Here is a 21,322-nt window from a genome sequence, read left to right as displayed (position 1 = left end):
ACTATATGACTTGTTGTGATTAATGCTGGCACTGTTTTAATCGATTTGCAATGGCTGATTTGCGGAAAATTCCCCTCGCCACCTCACAGAAAAAACTTCATGACGTTGTTAAGATAACCGTTATAAATGATTAATGTATTGAAATTTAAGAATTTATTTATTTGTTTGGATTGGTAGTGAAAATCATTACTAATATCATGGAAATAAATTGCGTGATCCGTCACAAATAATCAAATTCAATCTTGTGATGATTATTTGTGATTAATAGAGTGATGACACCAACCACACAGGGATTGCCCCTCGTGTTCTCATTTTCTGGAGAGAGTTATGGAGATCCTCTACAACGTCTTTACCGTTTTCTTTAATCAGGTAATGACCAACGCCCCGCTGTTGCTGGGTATCGTGACGTGCCTGGGGTACATCCTGCTGCGCAAAAGCGTCAGCGTGATCATCAAAGGCACCATCAAAACCATCATTGGTTTTATGCTGTTGCAGGCGGGGTCTGGCATTCTGACCAGCACGTTTAAGCCGGTTGTTGCCAAAATGTCAGAGGTGTACGGCATTAACGGCGCCATCTCTGACACTTACGCGTCCATGATGGCCACCATCGATCGTATGGGGGATGCGTACAGCTGGGTTGGGTATGCGGTACTGCTCGCGCTGGCGCTGAACATCATTTACGTGCTCCTGCGCCGCATCACCGGTATTCGCACCATCATGCTCACCGGGCACATTATGTTCCAGCAGGCGGGGCTGATTGCCGTTTCTCTCTATATCTTCGGCTACCCAATGTGGACCACCGTCATCTGCACGGCAATACTGGTCTCGCTTTACTGGGGCATCACCTCCAACATGATGTATAAGCCAACGCAGGACGTTACGGACGGCTGCGGCTTCTCCATCGGTCACCAGCAGCAGTTCGCTTCCTGGATTGCTTACAAAGTTGCGCCGTACCTGGGCAAAAAAGAGGAGAGTGTTGAAGACCTCAAATTGCCTGGCTGGCTGAATATCTTCCACGACAACATCGTCTCCACGGCGATTGTGATGACCATCTTCTTCGGTGCCATCCTTCTCTCCTTTGGCATTGACGTGGTGCAGGCGATGGCGGGTAAAACCCACTGGACGGTCTATATCCTGCAAACCGGTTTCTCCTTCGCGGTGGCCATTTTCATCATCACCCAGGGCGTGCGTATGTTCGTCGCTGAACTGTCGGAAGCGTTTAACGGCATCTCCCAGCGCCTGATCCCTGGCGCGGTGCTGGCGATTGACTGTGCGGCTATCTATAGCTTTGCGCCAAACGCCGTCGTCTGGGGCTTTATGTGGGGCACCATCGGCCAGCTGATTGCGGTCGGCATCCTGGTGGGCTGTGGCTCCTCAATCCTGATTATTCCTGGCTTTATCCCGATGTTCTTCTCCAACGCCACTATTGGCGTATTTGCTAACCACTTCGGCGGATGGCGCGCAGCGCTCAAGATCTGCCTGGTGATGGGCATGATTGAAATCTTCGGGTGCGTGTGGGCGGTCAAGCTCACCGGCATGAGCGCCTGGATGGGCATGGCGGACTGGTCAATTCTGGCGCCGCCGATGATGCAGGGCTTTGCGTCCGTCGGGCTGGTCTTTATGGCCGTCATCATCCTGATTGCCCTGGCTTATATGTTCTTCGCTGGCCGTTCGCTGCGGGCTGAAGAAGATGCAGAAAAACAAACAGCAGAAGTGTCTGCTCATTAAGGAGTTTCGATTATGACCGTACGTATCCTGGCTGTGTGTGGCAATGGGCAAGGTAGCTCCATGATCATGAAGATGAAAGTGGACCAGTTTTTAACCCAGTCAAACATTGACCACACGGTGAACAGCTGCGCAGTGGGTGAATACAAAAGTGAACTGAACGGCGCGGACATCATCATCGCCTCAACGCACATTGCCGGCGAGATTAGCGTGTCGGGCAACAAATACGTGGTAGGCGTACGCAACATGCTGTCGCCTGCGGATTTCGGGCCAAAGCTGCTGGAAGTGATCAAAGAACACTTCCCACAAGACGTGAAGTAAGGATGCCACATGAAACTACGTGATTCGCTGGCAGAGAATAACTCCATCCTTTTACAGGCCGAAGCCAGCACCTGGCAGGAAGCGGTGAAGCTGGGCGTGGACCTGCTGGTTAAGGCGGACGTTGTCGAGCCGCATTATTACCAGGCCATTCTGGATGGCGTGGCGCAGTTTGGACCCTATTTTGTGATTGCCCCGGGGCTGGCAATGCCGCATGGCCGTCCCGAAGAGGGCGTCAAGAAAACCGGTTTTGCGCTGGTGACGTTGAAAAAACCACTGGTGTTCAACCACGAAGATAACGACCCGGTCGACATTCTGATCACCATGGCGGCTGTCGATGCCAACACCCACCAGGAGGTGGGGATCATGCAGATCGTCAATCTGTTTGATGATGAAGCTAATTTTGACCGTTTACGCGCCTGTCGTACCGCGCAGGACGTGCTGGATTTAATTGATAACGCCACTGCGGCGGCCGTTTAAGAGGAATTGAAAATGTCATTACCAATGTTGCAGGTCGCGCTGGATAACCAGACTCTGTCTCACGCTTACGAAACCACCCGTCTGATTGCGGAAGAAGTGGACATCATCGAAGTCGGCACCATTCTGTGCGTGGGCGAAGGCGTTCGTGCGGTTAGTGACCTGAAGGCGCTCTATCCGCATAAAATCGTGCTGGCGGATGCCAAAATCGCCGACGCGGGCAAAATCCTCTCTCGCATGTGCTTTGAAGCCAACGCCGACTGGGTCACCGTGATCTGCTGTGCGGATATCAACACCGCGAAAGGCGCGCTGGACGTGGCGAAAGAGTTCAACGGCGACGTGCAGATTGAACTGACTGGTTTCTGGACCTGGGAGCAGGCGCAGGAGTGGCGCGAAGCGGGTATCCAGCAGGTGGTTTATCACCGTAGCCGTGATGCGCAGGCCGCAGGCGTGGCGTGGGGCGAAGCCGATATCAGCGCGATCAAACGTCTGGCCGATATGGGCTTCAAAGTGACCGTCACCGGTGGCCTGGCGCTGGAGGATCTGCCGCTGTTCCAGGGTATCCCGATTCACGTCTTTATTGCCGGTCGTAGCATTCGTGATGCTGCGTCTCCGGTGGAAGCGGCGCGTCAGTTCAAACGCTCAATCGCTCAGCTTTGGGGTTAAGGAGCGGGTATGTTGTCAAAACAGGTCCCGCTTGGCATCTATGAAAAGGCACTCCCTGCGGGGGAGTGCTGGCTGGAGCGGTTGCAGCTGGCGAAGCAGCTGGGTTTCGATTTTGTCGAAATGTCGGTGGATGAGACGGACGAGCGTCTTTCTCGCCTGGACTGGCGTCGCGACCAGCGTCTGGCGCTGGTGAGCGCCATTGCCGAAACCGGCGTGCGCGTGCCATCCATGTGCCTGAGCGCTCATCGTCGTTTTCCGCTTGGCAGCGAAGATGATGCTGTACGCGCCGAAGGGCTGGAGATCATGCGTAAAGCCATTCGCTTTGCACAGGATGTCGGCATCCGCGTGATCCAACTGGCGGGTTACGATGTTTACTATCAGGAAGCCAACGATGAAACGCGCCGTCGTTTCCGGGAGGGCCTGAAAGAGAGCGTTGAGATGGCAAGCCGTGCGCAGGTGACGCTGGCGATGGAGATCATGGATTATCCGTTGATGAACTCCATCAGCAAGGCGCTGGGCTATGCGCACTATCTGAACAACCCATGGTTCCAGCTTTATCCGGATATCGGAAACCTGTCGGCATGGGATAACGACGTACAGATGGAGCTTCAGGCGGGCATCGGGCATATCGTGGCGGTGCACGTTAAAGATACCCGTCCTGGCGTGTTTAAAAACGTACCGTTCGGCACCGGGGTGGTGGATTTCGAACGGTGCTTCCAGACGCTCAAACAGACAGGTTATTGCGGGCCTTACCTGATTGAGATGTGGAGCGAAACCGCGGACGACCCGGCGGCAGAAGTGGCGAAAGCCCGGGACTGGGTGCGCGAGCGCATGGCGCGGGCAGGGCTGATGGAGGCGGAACATGCTTAAGCTGAAACAGCAGGTCTATGAAGCCAATATGGATCTCCCGCGCTGTGGACTGGTGACGTTTACCTGGGGCAACGTAAGCGCCATCGATCGCGAGCAGGGGCTGGTGGTGATTAAGCCGAGCGGCGTGGCCTATGACGCCATGAAAGCGGACGATATGGTGGTGGTTGACCTGGAAGGACACGTCGTTGAAGGCAAATGGCGCCCTTCTTCTGATACGGCAACCCACCTGGCGCTGTATCAGCGTTACCCGTCTCTGGGGGGCGTTGTGCATACCCATTCCACGCACGCCACCGCCTGGGCACAGGCCGGGCTGGCGATCCCTGCTTTGGGTACGACGCACGCAGATTACTTCTTCGGCGATATTCCCTGCACGCGAGCGTTAACGCAGGCTGAGGTCGAAGGCGAGTACGAACTTAACACCGGCAGGGTCATTATCGAAACGCTGGGTGAGACGGAACCACTGCATACGCCGGGTATTGTGGTGTACCAGCATGGTCCGTTCTCCTGGGGTAAAGATGCGCATGACGCCGTGCATAACGCGGTGGTGATGGAAGAGGTGGCCAGAATGGCGTGGATTGCGCGCGGCATTAACCCACAGCTTCAGGGCATTGATGATTACCTGATGAACAAGCATTTCATGCGTAAGCATGGCCCGAATGCTTATTACGGGCAGAAGTGAATAAGTGCTCTGGAATACCGAAACAGTTGTAACCGGTGGTATTCCGGAGCCATTCATAAAAAAGCCCCCGGGCAGGGGGCAAATTATATATGGCTTTGATTTTCGTTGGCTTTCCTGGTGCTAGCGATAAAGCGTTACTGGTAAATATCTGCACTGGCGTGCATATTACCGTTGCTGCCGGGCTCACGTGTCAGCATGACGTGATAGTATTTTGCGCCCTGCGCATCGGTTTCTTCATTAAGCGCCTGATCTGCTTCACTTTCAGTGGCGAAGTTATGATTGATGTAAATAACGCCTAAGCTCTGCACATCATCCATGTTTCTGGCCTGTTGGCTGTCTATTCTGATGGCTGCCATCGCGTTTGCACTGAGCAAAAGCGCAGCCAAAATGGCGATTGCGATTCTTTTCATGATATGCGCTCCACGACTGCGTGCTGTGATACGGGGTAATGTTCTCCTTCTCTGTTCCGTGTCTCTGATTAAAGTGTAATCGCTACCCGGATTGCGATGGGTGACCATTTCTGATGGTGTTGTTCAAAAAAACAGCGCTTCTGATGAGTGCGATTTTAAATCACCCACTTAGAACAGCTTTACCCTTTGTGCGAATTATTTGTGCAATCAGCTTGAGTTTCCTGGGGGGCGCAAGTATTATGACGCGTCAATTTTTCAGCCGACCTTTAACACGTTCCTTGCCTCCCCGGGCCTCGGCTGACCCAGACAGGAGGCTGAATAATCCGTAAGGAGCAATTCGATGCGTCATTACGAAATCGTTTTTATGGTCCACCCTGACCAGAGCGAACAGGTTCCGGGCATGATCGAGCGTTACTCTGCTGCCATCACTGGTGCAGAAGGCACGATCCACCGTCTGGAAGACTGGGGCCGCCGTCAGCTGGCTTACCCGATCAACAAACTGCACAAAGCACACTACGTTCTGATGAACGTTGAAGCTCCGCAGGAAGTGATCGATGAGCTGGAAACTACCTTCCGCTTCAACGATGCCGTTATCCGCAGCATGGTTATGCGTACCAAACACGCAGTGACCGAAGCATCTCCGATGGTTAAAGCGAAAGACGAGCGCCGTGAGCGTCGCGATGATTTCGCAAACGAAACCGCAGATGATTCTGATGCTGGGGATTCTGAAGAGTAATTTCTGATGACCAACCGTCTGGTGTTGTCCGGCACCGTGTGCAGGACCCCCCTTCGAAAGGTCAGCCCATCAGGAATTCCGCATTGCCAGTTCGTGCTTGAGCATCGTTCTGTGCAAGAGGAAGCCGGGTTTCACCGGCAGGCGTGGTGCCAAATGCCCGTAATTATTAGCGGACACGAAAACCAGGCCATTACTCACAGTTTAACGGTCGGTAGCGCAGTAATCGTTCAGGGGTTCATTTCTTGCCACAAGGCAAAGAACGGCCTGAGCAAAATGGTTCTGCATGCCGAGCAGATTGATTTGATAGATTCTGGAGACTAGCCATATGGCACGTTATTTCCGTCGTCGCAAGTTCTGCCGTTTCACCGCGGAAGGCGTTCAAGAGATCGACTATAAAGATATCGCAACGCTGAAAAACTACATCACCGAAAGCGGTAAGATTGTCCCAAGCCGTATCACCGGTACTCGTGCAAAATATCAGCGTCAGCTGGCTCGCGCTATCAAACGCGCTCGCTACCTGTCTCTGCTGCCGTACACTGATCGTCATCAGTAATCGGGCACGGTCCATTAATACGACTTTAAGAGGATAAGGTAATGCAAGTTATTCTGCTTGATAAAGTAGCAAACCTGGGCAGCCTGGGTGATCAGGTAAACGTTAAAGCGGGTTACGCTCGTAACTTCCTGGTTCCACAGGGTAAAGCTGTTCCAGCTACTAAGAAAAACGTAGAGTTTTTCGAAGCACGTCGTGCTGAACTGGAAGCCAAACTGGCTGACGTTCTGGCGGCTGCTAACGCTCGCGCTGAAGCAATCAACGCACTGGGCACCGTTACTATCGCGTCTAAAGCTGGCGACGAAGGTAAACTGTTCGGTTCCATCGGTACCCGCGATATCGCTGATGCAGTTACTGCGGCAGGCGTTAAAGTGGCTAAGAGCGAAGTTCGTATGCCGAACGGCGTTCTGCGTACCACTGGTGAGCACGAAGTTGACTTCCAGGTTCACAGCGAAGTGTTCGCTAAACTGGTTGTTAACGTAGTAGCTGAGTAATTTTTTACTCTGCTCGCGTCGAAGCGCCGGCCTTGTGCCGGCGTTTTGCTTTTTAGCGTGACCCTGCGTCATCTTTTGCTCTTGTAAGGTCGCTATTCCTGACGCATTCTCTGATAATAAATTGAAACGCAATTTTATTTATGAGATTTGTCATGGATACTGCTCTGCCCACGCCCGTCTTTGCCCGTCGCAATGTGGCCTATGCCTGCGCCACGCTCTGCTGTCTGCTTTGGGGAAGCTCGTACCCGGCCATTAAAAGTGGCTACGAACTCTTTCAGATCGCGACCGATGATATCCCCTCCAAAGTCGTCTTTGCCGGATACCGTTTTCTGTTTGCCGGCGCGTTGCTGCTGCTTTTTGCCCTGGCCCAGCGAAAGCCGATTGGCAGGCTCACGCCCACGCAGTTTGGCCAGCTCACGATCCTCGGACTGACGCAGACCTCCCTCCAGTACACCTTCTTTTATATCGGCCTGGCCTACACGACCGGGGTGAACGGCTCCATCATGAATGCCACCGGGACCTTCTTCAGCGTGCTGCTGGCGCACTTTATCTACCACAACGACAAACTCAGCTATAACAAAACGCTGGGATGTGTTCTGGGCTTTGCCGGGGTTATGCTGGTGAACTTCCACAGCGGGTTAAGTGAGTTCCAGTTTGTCTGGAAAGGTGACGGATTTGTGGTGCTGGCCGCCTTTATTCTCTCTGCGGCCACGCTTTACGGGAAGCGCATTTCCCAGACCGTTGACCCGACGGTGATGACTGGCTGGCAGCTGGGGATAGGCGGGGCGGCACTGGTTGCGGGAGGCTATGCCACGGGCGGGACGCTGGAGGTGCACAGCATGAAAGCCGTCGCCGTGCTGGGGTATCTGACGCTGCTCTCATCCGTGGCGTTCGCCCTGTGGAGCGCGCTGCTGAAAGTAAACCGCGTGAGTATGATTGCCCCGTTCAACTTTGTCATACCTGTAGCAGGGACGGTGCTCTCCGCCATCTTCCTCGGCGAAAACATTCTGGACATCAAATACGCGATTGCGCTGGTGCTGGTCTGCTCGGGGATCTGGTGGGTGAATAAACGGCGTGCCTGAGAACAAAAGTGCCGGGTGGCGGCATCGCCTTACCCGGCCTGGGCCATTAACGTGCTCTGATGAAACTGCCGTCCGGCTGACGGGTAAACAGTACCTGCTGCCCGTTTCCGGTATCGATCGTTAACCCGGTCACCACCCCGCTGGCATTCTGGCGGATCTGCACCATCTGACCATTTTGCAGGTTGCTGAGCGGTTTGCCTGCCCCCTCGACTTGCGCCATGGCATACACATCCGTTGCTGGCAGATTGTGGTCGCGGAACAGCTGGGCAAGAGTTTTCCCAGGCTCTACGCGATACGAACGCCACTGCTGCTCAATGCCGGTGGGCTGTTGCGCCTGTGGCTCTGAAGGGGCGGCGGCCTGCTCCTGATCTTCCTGAACCGGTTCAGGTTCAACCGGCGCAACCTGGCCCGGATCGTTAGACGGTGTGACCAGCTGCGTCTGCATCGGCTGTGAATCAGGCTGCGGCTGGCTTTGCGACTGGATATCCAGCTCAGCATTCCGGCTGACCGGCGCGGTATCAACGTTGTCACTGCCGGAAGGAAGCAGGAAGCCGATGACGATCAACAACGCGCCGATAATAATGCCTCTGCGGTGCAAAGGCGGCAGCGGGTCCATGATGCGAAAGTTATCCGGCGCATGCCAGATTTTCGCCAGGGTAGGTTTCAGTTCAAATCGCCCGGGCATGGCTCTCCTCCTGCTCCGCGTCTTTTTATCCTGTCCTGAGAAGTGTAGTTTGCTAACTGCCTGATGGGCGTAACAAAGCCAGCTTTCGTGACATATATTAGGGAAAATCCTGACGGCTACTATTGTTTCCGTTTCGTCGCAGTTTGTCACCTTTACTTAAGACAAAGTTTTACCCATAAGGGCATGGCTGATATGCTGCCCGCTACTTTAAATGTGATGGAAGGAAAACCCATGACCACCCCGACTTTTGACACTATCGAAGCGCAGGCAAGCTACGGCATCGGCTTGCAGGTAGGACAGCAGCTGAGCGAATCCGGCCTGGAAGGTCTGTTACCGGAAGCGCTGGTGGCGGGTATCGCTGACGCGCTGGAAGGCAAGCAGCCCGCTGTGCCGGTTGACGTTGTGCACCGTGCGCTGCGTGAAATCCACGAACGTGCTGACGCCGTACGTCGCGCGCGTTTCGAAGAGATGGCGGCAGAAGGCGTGAAATATCTGGAAGAGAACCGTGAGCGTGAAGGCGTGAACAGCACCGAGTCCGGCTTGCAGTTCCGCGTAATCAATCAGGGTGATGGCGCAATCCCGGCGCGTACCGACCACGTTCGCGTACACTACACCGGTAAGCTGATCGACGGTACCGTGTTCGACAGCTCCGTCGCGCGTGGCGAACCGGCTGAATTCCCGGTCAACGGCGTTATCGCAGGCTGGATCGAAGCCCTGACCCTGATGCCAGTAGGTTCCAAATGGGAACTCACTATCCCGCACAACCTGGCTTACGGCGAGCGTGGCGCTGGCGCGTCCATTCCGCCATTCAGCACCCTGGTGTTTGAAGTCGAGCTGCTGGAAATCCTGTAATCGGTTTTTCTTATTTTCCTCTCTCCGATCGGGGAGAGGAAAATAGCGATAAAACCCGGAGTTACGACGAAATCAACATTTTGTATTGCAAACGAAACTGTTACGTGTATTTTTGTGAGCTGTTTCGCGCTGTATGAGTGATATGACACTCACTTTCAACATATTATTAACATAATATTCAAATCATAGTATTCATCCCGCCGATTCTTACCTACTATCGATTAGTCCTTACACAGGGTCCGTCATTTATTTGGCGTATATAAAGGCCAGAAGAGCCTTAACAACACAGACAGGCATAAACAGGAAAATATCACATGGTAGATCAGGTCAAAGTCGCCGCCGCAGAAGAGGCGACGTCTGAACAGTCGCTACGGCGAAATCTCACGAACCGTCACATTCAGCTTATTGCCATTGGTGGAGCCATCGGCACCGGGCTGTTTATGGGCTCGGGCAAAACCATCAGTCTTGCCGGCCCGTCGATCATCTTCGTTTATATGATCATCGGTTTTATGCTCTTTTTCGTGATGCGTGCAATGGGTGAATTGCTGCTGTCGAATCTCGAATACAAATCCTTCAGCGACTTCGCGTCAGACCTGCTCGGCCCGTGGGCGGGCTATTTTACCGGCTGGACCTACTGGTTCTGCTGGGTGGTTACCGGCATGGCGGATGTTGTCGCTATTACGGCCTACGCCCAATTCTGGTTCCCCGGCCTGTCGGACTGGGTGGCTTCGCTGGCGGTGATTGTTCTGCTGCTGAGCCTGAACCTCGCCACCGTTAAAATGTTCGGTGAGATGGAGTTCTGGTTCGCGATGATCAAAATCGTCGCCATCATCGCGCTGATTGTCGTCGGGCTGGTGATGGTGCTGACGCACTTCCAGTCGCCAACCGGCGTACAGGCCTCGTTTGCCCATCTGTGGAATGACGGCGGCTGGTTCCCGAAAGGTATCAGCGGCTTCTTTGCCGGCTTCCAGATTGCGGTGTTTGCGTTTGTCGGGATTGAGCTGGTCGGTACCACGGCGGCGGAAACCAAAGATCCGGAGAAATCCCTGCCGCGTGCGATCAACTCCATTCCGCTGCGTATCATCATGTTCTACGTGTTCGCGCTGATCGTCATTATGTCCGTGACGCCATGGAGCTCGGTGGTGCCAACCAAGAGCCCGTTCGTCGAGCTGTTCGTGCTGGTGGGGCTGCCTGCTGCCGCGAGCCTGATTAACTTCGTGGTGCTGACCTCTGCGGCCTCTTCCGCGAACAGCGGCGTCTTCTCCACCAGCCGTATGCTGTTCGGCCTGGCGCAGGAGGGCGTTGCTCCGAGCGCGTTTGCCAAACTGTCTAAACGCGCGGTACCGGCGAAAGGGCTGACTTTCTCCTGCATCTGTCTGCTGGGCGGTGTGGTGATGCTCTACGTCAACCCGAGCGTAATCGGCGCGTTCACCATGATCACCACGGTGTCGGCGATCCTGTTTATGTTCGTCTGGACCATCATCCTCTGCTCGTACCTGGTGTACCGCAAGCAGCGTCCACACCTGCACGAGAAGTCGATCTACAAGATGCCGCTGGGCAAGCTAATGTGCTGGGTGTGCATGGCGTTCTTCGTCTTCGTGCTGGTGCTGCTGACGCTGGAAGAAGATACCCGACAGGCGCTGATGGTCACGCCGCTGTGGTTTATCGCGCTGGGGCTGGGCTGGCTATTTATCGGTAAGAAACGTATGGCGGGCATGCGTTAAGCATGTTGCCGGGTGGCGCTGACGCTTACCCGGCCTAGGTTCGCGGATGTTGTAGGCCCGGTAAGCGCTAGCGCCACCGGGCTTTTTTATTTACCCGATAATGCACGCGGGAACAGAACGTTATTCTCAAGACTAATGTGTTCCATCAGATCGTCGATCATCTCGTTAATGCCGTTGTACATGGCTTTCCAGGTGGTGCACGCTTCTGGCGGCGGTGTGACGTTGTTGGTGGTGTGTTTGATCACTTCCAGCAGTTCGCCGGCGTCATCATGTTCGCTTTCCATCACGCTGATGGGCCCCATGGCCTGGCTGCCCATGCCCTGTTTGATCATCGGGAAGAGGATCTGCTCCTCTTTCATCATGTGGCTGGAAAGTTCTTCGTGCAGCATGGTCAGATATTTCGCCAGGCCGCGCGGTACGGAAGGTTTATCGGCATGAACGCGTTCAACTTTGGTCGCCTGTAAAATCAGCTCCGGCAGCTGCTCGCGGTGACGATCGTGGTAACGCACAATGATATGGTCGATGATTTCAGCCAGCGGCGCGGTGCGCCAGTCTTTGTCGACAGGCTGTTCAGCCAGCTGAGCCAGCTCCGCTTCGATAGCCTCCACATCCAGCTCTTTACGCGACGCTGCACGCGCCAGCGTTTGCTTACCACCGCAGCAGTAATCCATATCGTATTTACGGAACAGCGCAGAAGCGCGAGGGATGGAGAGCGCCAGCTCGCCTAAGGGTTGGTCGCGGAAGGCCATAACAGTTACCTCATCATCAGGAATATAAGATGCATTTTAAATACATCTTTAGGTGGATACTATAACCCTTTAGAGGCAAGGGTGAAAATGAGAAGGGGATCACAAAAAAAGCGTGCTTTTAACTTGCTGATTGAATGCAGAAAAGGGCTTTCGAAAGTTTTTAAAGGTGGAGAAACAGTAAACAACCTGCCGAACGTGCCGATAGATACAGGTCAGACAATACCTGTATATAAAAAAGGCAACGCATGTTTAAACGTATAAAAGTCATTACTCTTTTGATTTCGGTGCTGCTTGTGCTCGGCATCATGCAGCTGATCTCCGCTGGCATTTTCATTAACGCACTCAATAACGATAAAGAGAACTTCACCGTTTCTCAGCTTTCCAGCCAGAACGTCGCGGAGTTTACCGACGCCTGGATCAGCCTGAACCAGGCGCGCGTCACTCTCAACCGCGGCATGTTGCGCCTGCAAAGCAGCATGGCGTCGCAGATTAATGGCGGACAGCTGAACGAGCTGGTCAATACCGCGAAAAACCTGCTGGCCGATGCCCAGACCCATTACGATAAATACTACGCGCTGCCGGAAACGCCGGGTATGGACGAGCACCTGGCCGATCGCCTGGAAGAGCAGTACCGCGTCTACTCCGCCACGCTGACGCAAATGAACGTTCTGCTGGGGCAGGGCAATCTGGAAGATATGTTCAAACAAAATGCCGAACAGAAGCAGACCGCGATGCAAAAGGTTTATCGCGAGTGGCGTGAGGCGCAGGCCGCGCTGACCGCCAAAGGTATCCAGGACAATGAAAGCGACTACAAACGCATTCTGTGGATCCTTTCTGCGGTGATGCTGCTGGTGATCGCGGTGATTATTTCCAGCTGGATTGCGATGCGCCGTGTGCTGCTGCTGCCGCTGGAAGAGGTGATCAACCATATCCGCGCCATTGCCGCAGGGGATTTAACCCAGCCGATTCAAGCTGAGGGTAAAAATGAAATGGCGATCCTGGCGCGCAACGTTCAGGAGATGCAGACTGCGCTGGCCAACACGGTGGGCGTGGTGCGTGAAGGCGCAGATACCATCTACACCGGCGCGGGTGAAATCTCGGCGGGCAGCAACGATCTCTCCTCTCGTACCGAGCAACAGGCCGCTTCTCTGGAAGAGACGGCAGCCAGCATGGAACAGTTAACCGCCACCGTGAAGCAAAACGCCGATAACGCGCGTCAGGCGTCGCGTCTGGCGCTGGACGCCTCCTCCACCGCGAAGAAGGGCGGTAACGTGGTCGAGGGCGTTGTGCGCACCATGGACGAAATCGCCACCAGTTCCAGCAAAATCGCGCAAATTACTAACGTGATCGACGGCATTGCTTTCCAGACCAATATTCTGGCGCTGAACGCGGCGGTAGAAGCGGCGCGCGCGGGCGAGCAGGGACGTGGCTTCGCGGTTGTCGCGGGCGAGGTGCGTACCCTTGCCCAGCGCAGCGCACAGGCGGCGAAAGAGATCAAAGCGCTGATCGATGATTCCGGCGAACGCGTCAACGCGGGTTCTCAGCTGGTAAATGAAGCGGGCGCGACGATGGCGGAGATCGTCAATGCGGTTACGCGCGTGACGGACATCATGGGTGAGATTGCGTCGGCCTCCGACGAACAGAGCCGCGGTATCGACCAGGTGGGTCAGGCGGTGGCGGAGATGGATCGCGTCACCCAGCAGAACGCCTCGCTGGTGGAAGAGTCTGCGGCGGCAGCGGCGGCGCTGGAAGATCAGGCTGCACGCCTGAACGACGCGGTGGCGGTGTTTAAGATCACCCGTAACCAGGCGGTGAAAGCCGCGCCGGTAAAGACCTATGCACCTAAAGCGCAGCCCGTCGCGGCGGCGTCTGAAGCGAACTGGGAAACGTTCTGATACTGTGCCGGGTGGCGCTGACGCTTACCCGGCCTACGGTTTGTAGGCCCTGCAAGCGAAGCGCCGCTGGGCGAAAAGCTCACCCCTCCGACGCCGGAACGACCATCGGTTTTTCCGGCTTCGCTCTCACCGCAATCACCACCCCAACGACCAGCAGCGCGATCCCGCAGGCCGTTAGCAGCGGCGGCACGCTCTGACGCATCAGGAAGGTATAGAGCAGCCCTGCCAGCGTCTCAAAGACAATCAGCGGCCCCAGTATCACCGTCGGCAGCTTCTGGCTGGCAATGTTCCAGCACAGCGCGCCCACCCACGAACAGAGCACGGCAATGGCGACCATTAACCCGACGAATACCCACGGGCGCGGTCCGAAGGGCAGGGTAAATGCCGGTTGCTGGCTACCCAGCCAGACACACGCGCCCACATAGCCCAGCAACGAGACAGGGAGGGTGACCAGCGCCTGCGCCGTCGCCCACATCATCGGATGTTTATCCGGGTTTTCCCGCAGCCAGCGTGCATTGCGCAGGGCATACCAGGCCCAACAGACAACCGAAATAAACGCCAGAAAGATCCCTGAGCCGTAACGCCATAAGCTGAAGTTTTCAAGGCCGTGGCGAAGCTCGGCAATATTCACGCACACCAGCCCCACGGCGATGCAGACCAGAGCGGGCGCCATTTTTGACCACGCCAGTTTGCCGTCACGCTGGCTGTAAAGCAGGTTCGCGAAAACCGGGATGACCACCGGCAGCGTGCCGATAATCATGGTCGACACCGGCGCACCGGTGCGCTGAATGGCGCTCGCCAGACAGACGTAGTAGATCAGATTACCCATCATGGTCAGCGCCAGCGCGGTGAGCCAGTCCTGGCGGCCCAACTGACGCAGACGCGCGCGCCCCAGCCATGCCAGCGGCACGGCAATCAGCCCCAGCGCCAGGTAACGTCCGGTCGACTGCAATATTGCCGGGTACTCCGGCACAATCAGCGGGCCGACAAAAATCAGCCCCCACATCAAACCCGCAAGCAGGGCATACAACACGCCGCTAATCATTTTTCCATCCATCTTGATTCACTTTGCGATCAGTGTAGGAGGGCAAAACGCGCGCGTATTGTATTAGGTTGCGCATTAGCGCGGCATAACCTGTTTCTGGTAGCGCACGGGCGTGATGCCGTAGCGACGGGTGAAGGCGCGGGTTAAATGCGACTGATCGGTCAGCCCGGTCGCGGCGGCCACCTCGGCGGCAGGCATGCCGTGGGTGAGGAATGCTTTTGCGCGCCACAGCCGGATGGCCATCAGCATCTGGTGGGGCGTAACGTGGAAATGGGCTTTGAACTGGCGCTGAAAATGGTACGGGCTGAGCGAGACAACGTTAGCCAGCTCGTCCAGGGTCAGCGAGCGCATATAGTTGTCGTGCAGATAGTCGCGAACGCGTTCGAAGCGGTGCGCGGCCTCCTGCACCACCGGCGCATGGTGGGCCAGCGGCTGAAAAGTCTGAATCAAATCCAGTAGCAGCCCCTTCTGCGCCAGCGGATCGTTGGTGTGCCACAAGCCGTAAATTAACCGGCCAATCTGCTGCGAGCGCAAAGGGTCGTGGCGCGTGACGTCATTAAACCACCAGTGACGCAGGCCGGTGACCTCTTCCAGCAGGTCTGGTTCGATGTAGACCATCCGGTAGCGCCAGCCGCCTTCGGTGGCGGATTCCCCTGTGTGGATCTCGTCCGGGTTCATGGTCACGACGGATTTTTCCGCGGCAAGATGCTGGGTACCGCGATAGCGGAAGCGTTCGGCACCGGTTTCGATGGTGCCGATACCGAAGGCTTCATGAGTGTGAGGCTCAAAGGCGTAGTCAGAGATATGGGCGTGATAAAGCTCCAGGCCCGGCAGCTGCGCCAGATGGCGAAAGCGCGCGCTGTCTCTCTCATCAGTGAACTGTTCCGGTACGCCTTGCACGGTGAGCCTCCTTGTGGGTCATCGCTTCATTATCAGAGATGACCCGAGGGGATGCCACAAAAAATAACCAATTTTTAACAACTACAGGATGGCTTTGACGCTTTCCGCCAGTGATGTGGTTGGGCGGCCGATCAGTTTGCTCAGGGTACGGCTGTCGTCGAACAGGCCGCCTTTGGACGCGCCGGTGTCGGAGTCCGCCAGCATCTCCGCCAGCCCGGCAGGCAGACCAACGCCCTTCAGCGCAGCGGCGAAATCGGCTTCGCTGAGGTTCTGATACGTTACCGGCTTACCGCTCTGCTTGCTCAGTTCCGCAGCCAGTTCGCTCAGCGTCCAGGCATTATCACCCGCCAGTTCATACACCTTGCCGGCATGACCCTCTTCAGAAATCACTTTCGCTGCCGCCGCCGCGTAATCCGCACGGGTCGCAGAGGCAATTTTGCCTTCGCCTGCGGCACCCATAAATACGCCGTGTTCCAGCGCTGGCGGCGCGCTTGCCAGGTAGTTTTCGGTGTACCAGCCGTTGCGCAGCAGAGCGTAAGGCACGCCGGAGGCCGCCAGGGCATTTTCGGTTTCGACGTGCTCAACGTGCAGACCCAGCGGAGATTTGTCAGCATGCAGCAGGCTGGTATAGGCGATGAATTTCACCCCGGCGGCTTTGGCGGCGTTTATCACGTTCTGGTGCTGTACGGCACGCTGGCCCACTTCGCTGGAGGAGATGAGCAGTAGTTTATCCACGCCGTTCAGCGCGGTGGTAAATGCGGCTTCATCGGTGTAATCCGCCTGACGCACAACGACCCCTTGCTGACGCAACGCTTCGGCTTTCGCCGGGTTACGCACAATAGCCACGATCTGGTTGGCTGGAACGGTTTTCAGCAGTTCTTCAATAACGTGTTGGCCAAGCTGGCCGGTTGCGCCGGTAATCGCGATCATGATGAATCTCCTTCGTGTTTGTCTGGTGTTGTGGCACACTATCACCATAACTAACTTTTAGTAAGTACGTACAAAAAGGTAAGTATGAAAACAACAATACCAACGCTCAGCGAGCAAATGCGCGATGGCAACCTCTTTGCGGAACAGTGCCCGTCACGGGAGGTGCTCAAACACGTAACCAGCCGCTGGGGCGTGCTGATCCTGGTGGCGTTACGTCAGGGGACGCATCGCTTCAGCGATCTGCGCCGCAAGATGGGCGGCGTCAGCGAGAAGATGCTGGCTCAGTCTTTACAGGCGCTGGAACATGACGGGTTTGTCGATCGCGTGTCGTATCCGGTCGTGCCGCCGCATGTGGAGTATAGCCTGACGCCGCTGGGGCGGGAGGTAAGCGAGAAGGTGGCCGCGCTGGCCGACTGGATTGAGGTCAATACGCCGCAGGTGATGGCAAACCGGGAAGAGCGTGCGGCATGAAATGCCGGGTGGCGCTTGCGCTTACCCGGCCTACGGGATCGAGGATTGCGGGTAGGCCGGGTAAGGCGAAGCCGCCACCCGGCACAATCATCGCTACCTGCTCAAATCCACCTGATAAATCGCGAACCCAATATCATCCGTCGCGACCTTTTGCATCGGATACTGCGCCTTATCCTTGATAAACGCGGCTGCTTTATCGGACGGAGATGTCTCAAAGCGAATATCCAGCTTAGTGTCGCTGTGGATCGGCGCAAGTCGCCAGTTGTTATCCACCGCCGGATGAATTTCACCCGTCTTTTTCGACTCCGCGCTGATCCACGCCGCCAGCACCGAACGGTTCTCATCCGGCGAGGCAAAGGCGATGTGGCTGTCACCCGTACCGGCAAACTTGCCGCCATAGGCGCGGTAGTTGTTGGTCACCACCAGGAAAGTGGCATTCGGATCAATCGCTTTGCCGTTGAAGGTCAGGTTTTTGATACGTTCTGCCTGCGGATTAATGGCCTGACATTCGCCGTCATATTTCGCGGGCTGGGTAACGTCAATCTGATATTCCACGCCGTCGATCACGTCGAAGTTGTAGGTGCGGAAACCGTCCCAGTTAATCAGCGACTGCGGTTTGCTGCTGTGCGGATCGATCTGGTTGAACTGCCCGGCAGAGCACTCCAGCCACTCCTTCACCTCTTTCCCGGTAGCTTTCACCACCACGAGGGTGTTGGGATAGAGGTAGAGATCGGCGGCATTACGGAAGGTCAGTTGGCCTTTTTCCACCTCAACGTAGCTGGCCGGATCGTTCTTCCGGCCGCCCACTTTGAATGGCGCCGCGGCAGACAGTACCGGCAGATTTGCCAGATCCGGATCGCCCTGAATATAGTGCTCCGCATAGGCTTTCTGCGCCATGTTGACTACCTGCACGGTCGGGTCATCCTGTACCAGCGCGAGGAAGCTGTACATGTTATCAGCCGATTTACCGATCGGCTTGCTGACAAATTCACGCGTCGCGTCGTGGTCATGCTTCAGGACGTCGACCAGCTTTTTATCTTCCCCTGCCAGAGATTTTTTGGCCGCTGCGTCGTAGATCGGACGCGCTTCCGCTTTCGACTGCGTGACTTTCCAGCTTCCGCTGTCGTTATTCAGCACCAGATCCACCACGCCAAGGTGGTCGCCCCACATGCCCGGCATTACCGATGGCACACCGTTAAGCGTCCCTTTTTCGATGTCCGCGCCTTTGATAGCAACGAAATCTTTGCCCGGGAAGACGGCGTGGGCGTGACCAAACAGGATCGCATCCACGCCCGGCACCTGGCTGAGATAGTACACGGAGTTCTCAGCCATCACCTGATACGGGTCGGCCGAGAGGCCAGAGTGCGCCACGACGACGACCACATCCGCCCCTTTCGCCCGCATCTCCGGCACGTATTTGCGCGCGGTTTCGGTAATGTCGTTGACGGTCACTTTCCCGTCGAGGTTGGCTTTATCCCACGTCATGATCTGCGGCGGCACAAAACCGATATAGCCGATTTTCAGCGTCTGTTTTTTACCGTCCTGGTCGACAACCTCGGTCTCTTTAATCAGATAAGGGGTAAAGAGCGGCTTCTTCGTCTTAACGTCGATGATATTGGCGTTAACGTACGGGAATTTTGCCCCTGCCAGCGCGTCGTGCAGGTATTTCAGGCCGTAGTTAAATTCGTGGTTGCCCAGATTGCCAACCGCATAATCCAGGGTGTTCATCGCTTTATAGACAGGGTGGACCTCGCCTTTTTTCAGCCCCTTCGCCGCCATGTAGTCGCCGAGCGGACTGCCCTGAATTAAGTCCCCGTTATCGACCAGCACGCTGTTTTTCACTTCACCGCGGGCGGCGTTGATCAAACTTGCCGTGCGTACCAGTCCGAATTTTTCCGTAGGGGTATCTTTGTAGTAATCGAAGTCCATCATATTGCTGTGCAGATCGGTGGTTTCCAGAATACGGAGATCCACCGTCGCTGCCTGAACGCTTGCCGCAATCAGCGTTGCCAGGAGCGTTGCGCTAAACTTAATCATCTGAGGAGTCCTTTTTTCGATCCAAGCCACAAAAGAATATGTATGTAGTATTTGTTGCTTACAGAAGTGTGAATGCTGCCAGAAAAAAGGGTGCTGAAACCAGAATTGCTTCACAGATAGCGGAATTGTTCACATTACGATATAACTAAAACAATAAGTTATGCCCACTGCGTTAACGAAGAGGTGGAGAATGTTAGATAAAATTTGTCAGCTCGCACGGGATGCGGGTGATGCCATTATGCAGGTGTACGACGGTGCGAAACCGATGGATGTTGTCAGCAAAGCGGATGACTCCCCGGTGACGGCGGCGGATATCGCGGCGCATGCGGTGATCCTGAAAGGTTTGCAGGCCCTGACGCCGGATATTCCGGTCCTTTCTGAAGAAGCGCCCCAGAGCTGGGATGAACGTCAGCACTGGCAGCGTTACTGGCTTGTCGACCCGCTGGACGGCACGAAAGAGTTTATCAAGCGTAACGGTGAATTCACCGTCAACATCGCCCTGATTGAAAAAGGAAAAGCGGTGCTTGGCGTGGTTTACGCCCCGGTGATGAAGGTGATGTACAGCGCGGCGGAAGGTAAAGCCTGGAAGGAAGAGTGCGGCGTGCGTAAGCAGATCCAGGTGCGTGATGCCCGTCCTCCGCTGGTGGTGATCAGCCGCTCGCACAGTGACAGCGAGCTGGAGGAGTACCTGCAACAGCTGGGGGAACACCAGACGACGTCGATTGGCTCGTCGCTGAAGTTCTGTCTGGTGGCGGAAGGGCAGGCGCAGCTGTACCCCCGTTTCGGGCCGACGAACGTCTGGGATACGGCGGCAGGGCATGCGGTGGCGGCGGCGGCTGGCGCGCATGTGCATGACTGGCAGGGTAAGCCACTGGACTACACCCCGCGCGAGTCATTCCTGAATCCGGGCTTCCGGGTGTCACTTTACTGAGTCAGCAGCTTATGCAGCAGGGCAACCACCTGCTGCACCTCATCCTGCGTCAGCGCGCCGTCCTTAACCCACTGTACGCGACCGTTTTTATCCAGCACGACAATCGCTGAACTCTCCTCTTCCAGCTGCCACGCCTTACGCGTCATGCCATTGCTGTCGACAATAAACTGCGACCAGGGATAGAGCTTCTTATTGCTCTCAAGGCTTGAGCGCACAAACATCCCGGAGCCGGGAATCGCGTCGTCGGTGTTCACGATGGTGGTGGTCTGGTAGCGATCGTGCGGGAGTTTTGCGGCCTTGATCGCTTCCACGAGGGTAGCGTTTTTCTCTTTAGCGGATGTACGCCCGGCAATATGTTGTACAACTCTCACTTTGCCCGCAAGCTGCGCGCTATTCCAGGCTTTATAGCTAAACTTATCATTGTCGAGAATCAATTCTCCCCGGTCAGCAATCCCGACCGGCGGGACACGTTGTCCTTTTTCAATGTTGTGTGCGGAAGCCATCAGCGGCAGCAACAGGCAAGCTGCTGCCAGGAGGTTACGTAGGGTCATGGTGTTTCCTTATTGTTAGCAGGTGATCCGACCACTTGGTCATGCGCTTTTAATCATAAGTGCGATCAATAGGCTTTTCCCGCAATCCCGATGCCAGTTTGCGGGCGAACGCACATATCCATGCAAAAACGACGGCATATACTGCGCTGTATCACGCTTTGCAAAGATTATTCTGAATTATTGTAATCAAACGGTAAATAAACTTATGCACACTGGGTAAGTACGAGGTTCTGGTCTATAGTCATTGGGCATCAAAATTTGCGCTCAGGACAGTCGGGCCGATTGTGGCACCGCAAGAGCGTATGATTCGCAGGAGATACAAGAATGAAAATTTTCCAACGCTACAACCCGCTTCAGGTGGCGAAGTACGTGAAGATCCTGTTCCGTGGACGGTTGTACATCAAGGATGTTGGCGCTTTTGAGTTCGATAAGGGCAAAATCCTTATCCCAAAAGTGAAGGACAAACAGCACTTGTCTGTGATGTCCGAAGTCAACCGTCAGGTTATGCGTCTGCAAACTGAGATGGCTTAACCAACGTGCTATGC

At 55.4% G+C, this 21,322-nt stretch carries 25 protein-coding genes; 17 read left to right on the top strand and 8 right to left on the bottom strand.

Features of this window, described 5'->3' with window-relative positions:
• The first annotated feature begins 327 nt into the window (after positions 1–327).
• The 6 genes from ulaA to SK54_RS21195 are packed head-to-tail and all read left to right on the top strand — an operon-like array spanning position 328 to position 4,735.
• A complete protein-coding gene (gene ulaA / locus SK54_RS21220; RefSeq protein ID WP_017694669.1) occupies positions 328–1,728 on the top strand; it encodes a PTS ascorbate transporter subunit IIC in 1,401 nt (466 codons plus the stop codon).
• Between the two features lie 12 nt (positions 1,729–1,740).
• On the top strand, positions 1,741–2,046 hold the full coding sequence (gene ulaB / locus SK54_RS21215) for a PTS ascorbate transporter subunit IIB (protein WP_003856022.1): 306 nt from the start codon (positions 1,741–1,743) through the stop codon (positions 2,044–2,046).
• 9 nt (positions 2,047–2,055) lie between these two features.
• Positions 2,056–2,523 carry a PTS ascorbate transporter subunit IIA gene (gene ulaC, locus SK54_RS21210; RefSeq protein ID WP_017694668.1) on the top strand — a complete coding sequence of 156 codons (468 nt, stop codon included), beginning with the start codon at positions 2,056–2,058 and terminating at the stop codon, positions 2,521–2,523.
• A 12-nt stretch (positions 2,524–2,535) separates the two neighbouring features.
• Positions 2,536–3,186, top strand: coding sequence for a 3-keto-L-gulonate-6-phosphate decarboxylase UlaD (gene ulaD / locus SK54_RS21205; RefSeq protein WP_017383946.1), 651 nt, complete (start codon positions 2,536–2,538; stop codon positions 3,184–3,186).
• A 9-nt stretch (positions 3,187–3,195) separates the two neighbouring features.
• Positions 3,196–4,056: an L-ribulose-5-phosphate 3-epimerase gene (locus SK54_RS21200; RefSeq protein ID WP_015572478.1), complete on the top strand. Its 861-nt coding sequence runs from the start codon at positions 3,196–3,198 to the stop codon at positions 4,054–4,056.
• Positions 4,049–4,735 carry an L-ribulose-5-phosphate 4-epimerase gene (locus tag SK54_RS21195; RefSeq protein ID WP_032620832.1) on the top strand — a complete coding sequence of 229 codons (687 nt, stop codon included), beginning with the start codon at positions 4,049–4,051 and terminating at the stop codon, positions 4,733–4,735. Before SK54_RS21200 ends, SK54_RS21195 begins: the two co-directional genes overlap by 8 nt.
• A gap of 134 nt (positions 4,736–4,869) precedes the next feature.
• On the opposite strand, the gene yjfY is transcribed toward SK54_RS21195, so the two are convergent.
• On the bottom strand, positions 4,870–5,145 hold the full coding sequence (gene yjfY, locus SK54_RS21190; RefSeq protein WP_017383944.1) for a DUF1471 family protein YjfY: 276 nt from the start codon (positions 5,143–5,145) through the stop codon (positions 4,870–4,872).
• 340 nt (positions 5,146–5,485) lie between these two features.
• Between yjfY and rpsF the strand changes: the two genes are divergently transcribed.
• The 5 genes from rpsF to SK54_RS21165 all read left to right on the top strand — a co-directional run bounded on the left by rpsF (position 5,486) and on the right by SK54_RS21165 (position 8,007).
• Positions 5,486–5,881: a 30S ribosomal protein S6 gene (gene rpsF / locus SK54_RS21185; protein ID WP_003856034.1), complete on the top strand. Its 396-nt coding sequence runs from the start codon at positions 5,486–5,488 to the stop codon at positions 5,879–5,881.
• Positions 5,882–5,887: 6 nt separating this feature from the next.
• The gene (priB, locus tag SK54_RS21180; RefSeq protein WP_003856035.1) at positions 5,888–6,202 is read left to right on the top strand and encodes a primosomal replication protein N; all 315 of its coding nucleotides are present in this window, start codon (positions 5,888–5,890) and stop codon (positions 6,200–6,202) included.
• 4 nt (positions 6,203–6,206) lie between these two features.
• A complete protein-coding gene (gene rpsR, locus SK54_RS21175) occupies positions 6,207–6,434 on the top strand; it encodes a 30S ribosomal protein S18 (RefSeq protein WP_000135199.1) in 228 nt (75 codons plus the stop codon).
• Between the two features lie 41 nt (positions 6,435–6,475).
• Positions 6,476–6,925, top strand: coding sequence for a 50S ribosomal protein L9 (gene rplI / locus SK54_RS21170; protein ID WP_006810372.1), 450 nt, complete (start codon positions 6,476–6,478; stop codon positions 6,923–6,925).
• 152 nt (positions 6,926–7,077) lie between these two features.
• Complete coding sequence (locus tag SK54_RS21165) at positions 7,078–8,007, top strand: DMT family transporter (RefSeq protein WP_017383942.1); 930 nt, start codon at positions 7,078–7,080, stop codon at positions 8,005–8,007.
• Positions 8,008–8,053: 46 nt separating this feature from the next.
• Here the strand turns inward: SK54_RS21165 and SK54_RS21160 are convergent, their stop codons facing one another.
• Positions 8,054–8,692, bottom strand: a complete 639-nt coding sequence (locus tag SK54_RS21160; protein WP_015572481.1) for an OapA family protein — start codon at positions 8,690–8,692, stop codon at positions 8,054–8,056.
• Between the two features lie 231 nt (positions 8,693–8,923).
• Between SK54_RS21160 and fklB the strand changes: the two genes are divergently transcribed.
• Both fklB and cycA read left to right on the top strand, forming a co-directional pair.
• Entirely contained in the window at positions 8,924–9,544 is a 621-nt protein-coding gene (gene fklB / locus SK54_RS21155) for an FKBP-type peptidyl-prolyl cis-trans isomerase (RefSeq protein ID WP_008502892.1), read from the top strand.
• Positions 9,545–9,858: 314 nt separating this feature from the next.
• Entirely contained in the window at positions 9,859–11,268 is a 1,410-nt protein-coding gene (gene cycA, locus SK54_RS21150) for a D-serine/D-alanine/glycine transporter (RefSeq protein WP_015572483.1), read from the top strand.
• An 86-nt stretch (positions 11,269–11,354) separates the two neighbouring features.
• Here cycA and ytfE read toward each other — a convergent pair whose 3' ends face one another.
• Positions 11,355–12,017 carry an iron-sulfur cluster repair protein YtfE gene (ytfE, locus tag SK54_RS21145; protein WP_015572484.1) on the bottom strand — a complete coding sequence of 221 codons (663 nt, stop codon included), beginning with the start codon at positions 12,015–12,017 and terminating at the stop codon, positions 11,355–11,357.
• A gap of 245 nt (positions 12,018–12,262) precedes the next feature.
• Here ytfE and SK54_RS21140 point away from each other — a divergent pair, with 245 nt between their 5' ends.
• Positions 12,263–13,912, top strand: coding sequence for a methyl-accepting chemotaxis protein (locus tag SK54_RS21140; RefSeq protein ID WP_003856047.1), 1,650 nt, complete (start codon positions 12,263–12,265; stop codon positions 13,910–13,912).
• Between the two features lie 79 nt (positions 13,913–13,991).
• Here SK54_RS21140 and SK54_RS21135 read toward each other — a convergent pair whose 3' ends face one another.
• The 3 genes from SK54_RS21135 to SK54_RS21125 all read right to left on the bottom strand — a co-directional run bounded on the left by SK54_RS21135 (position 13,992) and on the right by SK54_RS21125 (position 16,787).
• Entirely contained in the window at positions 13,992–14,957 is a 966-nt protein-coding gene (locus tag SK54_RS21135; RefSeq protein ID WP_017383939.1) for a DMT family transporter, read from the bottom strand.
• Positions 14,958–15,032: 75 nt separating this feature from the next.
• Positions 15,033–15,857: an AraC family transcriptional regulator gene (locus tag SK54_RS21130; RefSeq protein ID WP_017694662.1), complete on the bottom strand. Its 825-nt coding sequence runs from the start codon at positions 15,855–15,857 to the stop codon at positions 15,033–15,035.
• Between the two features lie 81 nt (positions 15,858–15,938).
• Entirely contained in the window at positions 15,939–16,787 is an 849-nt protein-coding gene (locus SK54_RS21125) for an SDR family oxidoreductase (RefSeq protein ID WP_048247915.1), read from the bottom strand.
• A gap of 84 nt (positions 16,788–16,871) precedes the next feature.
• Between SK54_RS21125 and SK54_RS21120 the strand changes: the two genes are divergently transcribed.
• Complete coding sequence (locus SK54_RS21120) at positions 16,872–17,258, top strand: winged helix-turn-helix transcriptional regulator (RefSeq protein ID WP_032671494.1); 387 nt, start codon at positions 16,872–16,874, stop codon at positions 17,256–17,258.
• A gap of 93 nt (positions 17,259–17,351) precedes the next feature.
• Here the strand turns inward: SK54_RS21120 and SK54_RS21115 are convergent, their stop codons facing one another.
• Entirely contained in the window at positions 17,352–19,295 is a 1,944-nt protein-coding gene (locus SK54_RS21115; RefSeq protein WP_045330347.1) for a bifunctional 2',3'-cyclic-nucleotide 2'-phosphodiesterase/3'-nucleotidase, read from the bottom strand.
• 190 nt (positions 19,296–19,485) lie between these two features.
• Here SK54_RS21115 and cysQ point away from each other — a divergent pair, with 190 nt between their 5' ends.
• Positions 19,486–20,226: a 3'(2'),5'-bisphosphate nucleotidase CysQ gene (gene cysQ, locus SK54_RS21110; protein ID WP_015572488.1), complete on the top strand. Its 741-nt coding sequence runs from the start codon at positions 19,486–19,488 to the stop codon at positions 20,224–20,226.
• Here cysQ and SK54_RS21105 read toward each other — a convergent pair.
• Complete coding sequence (locus tag SK54_RS21105; RefSeq protein ID WP_015572489.1) at positions 20,220–20,777, bottom strand: YtfJ family protein; 558 nt, start codon at positions 20,775–20,777, stop codon at positions 20,220–20,222. The genes cysQ and SK54_RS21105 overlap by 7 nt on opposite strands.
• A 324-nt stretch (positions 20,778–21,101) precedes the next feature.
• On the opposite strand from SK54_RS21105, the gene SK54_RS21100 reads away from it, so the two are divergent.
• Entirely contained in the window at positions 21,102–21,308 is a 207-nt protein-coding gene (locus tag SK54_RS21100) for a DUF1107 domain-containing protein (RefSeq protein WP_003856054.1), read from the top strand.
• Positions 21,309–21,322: the final 14 nt, after the last annotated feature.

This window comes from Enterobacter sp. MGH120, from assembly GCF_001037725.1.
GTDB classification, from domain to species: Bacteria; Pseudomonadota; Gammaproteobacteria; order Enterobacterales; family Enterobacteriaceae; genus Enterobacter; species Enterobacter hormaechei_C.
The sequence above is the reverse complement of the archived record's forward strand: the minus strand, read 5'-3'. Positions and strand labels throughout refer to the sequence as shown.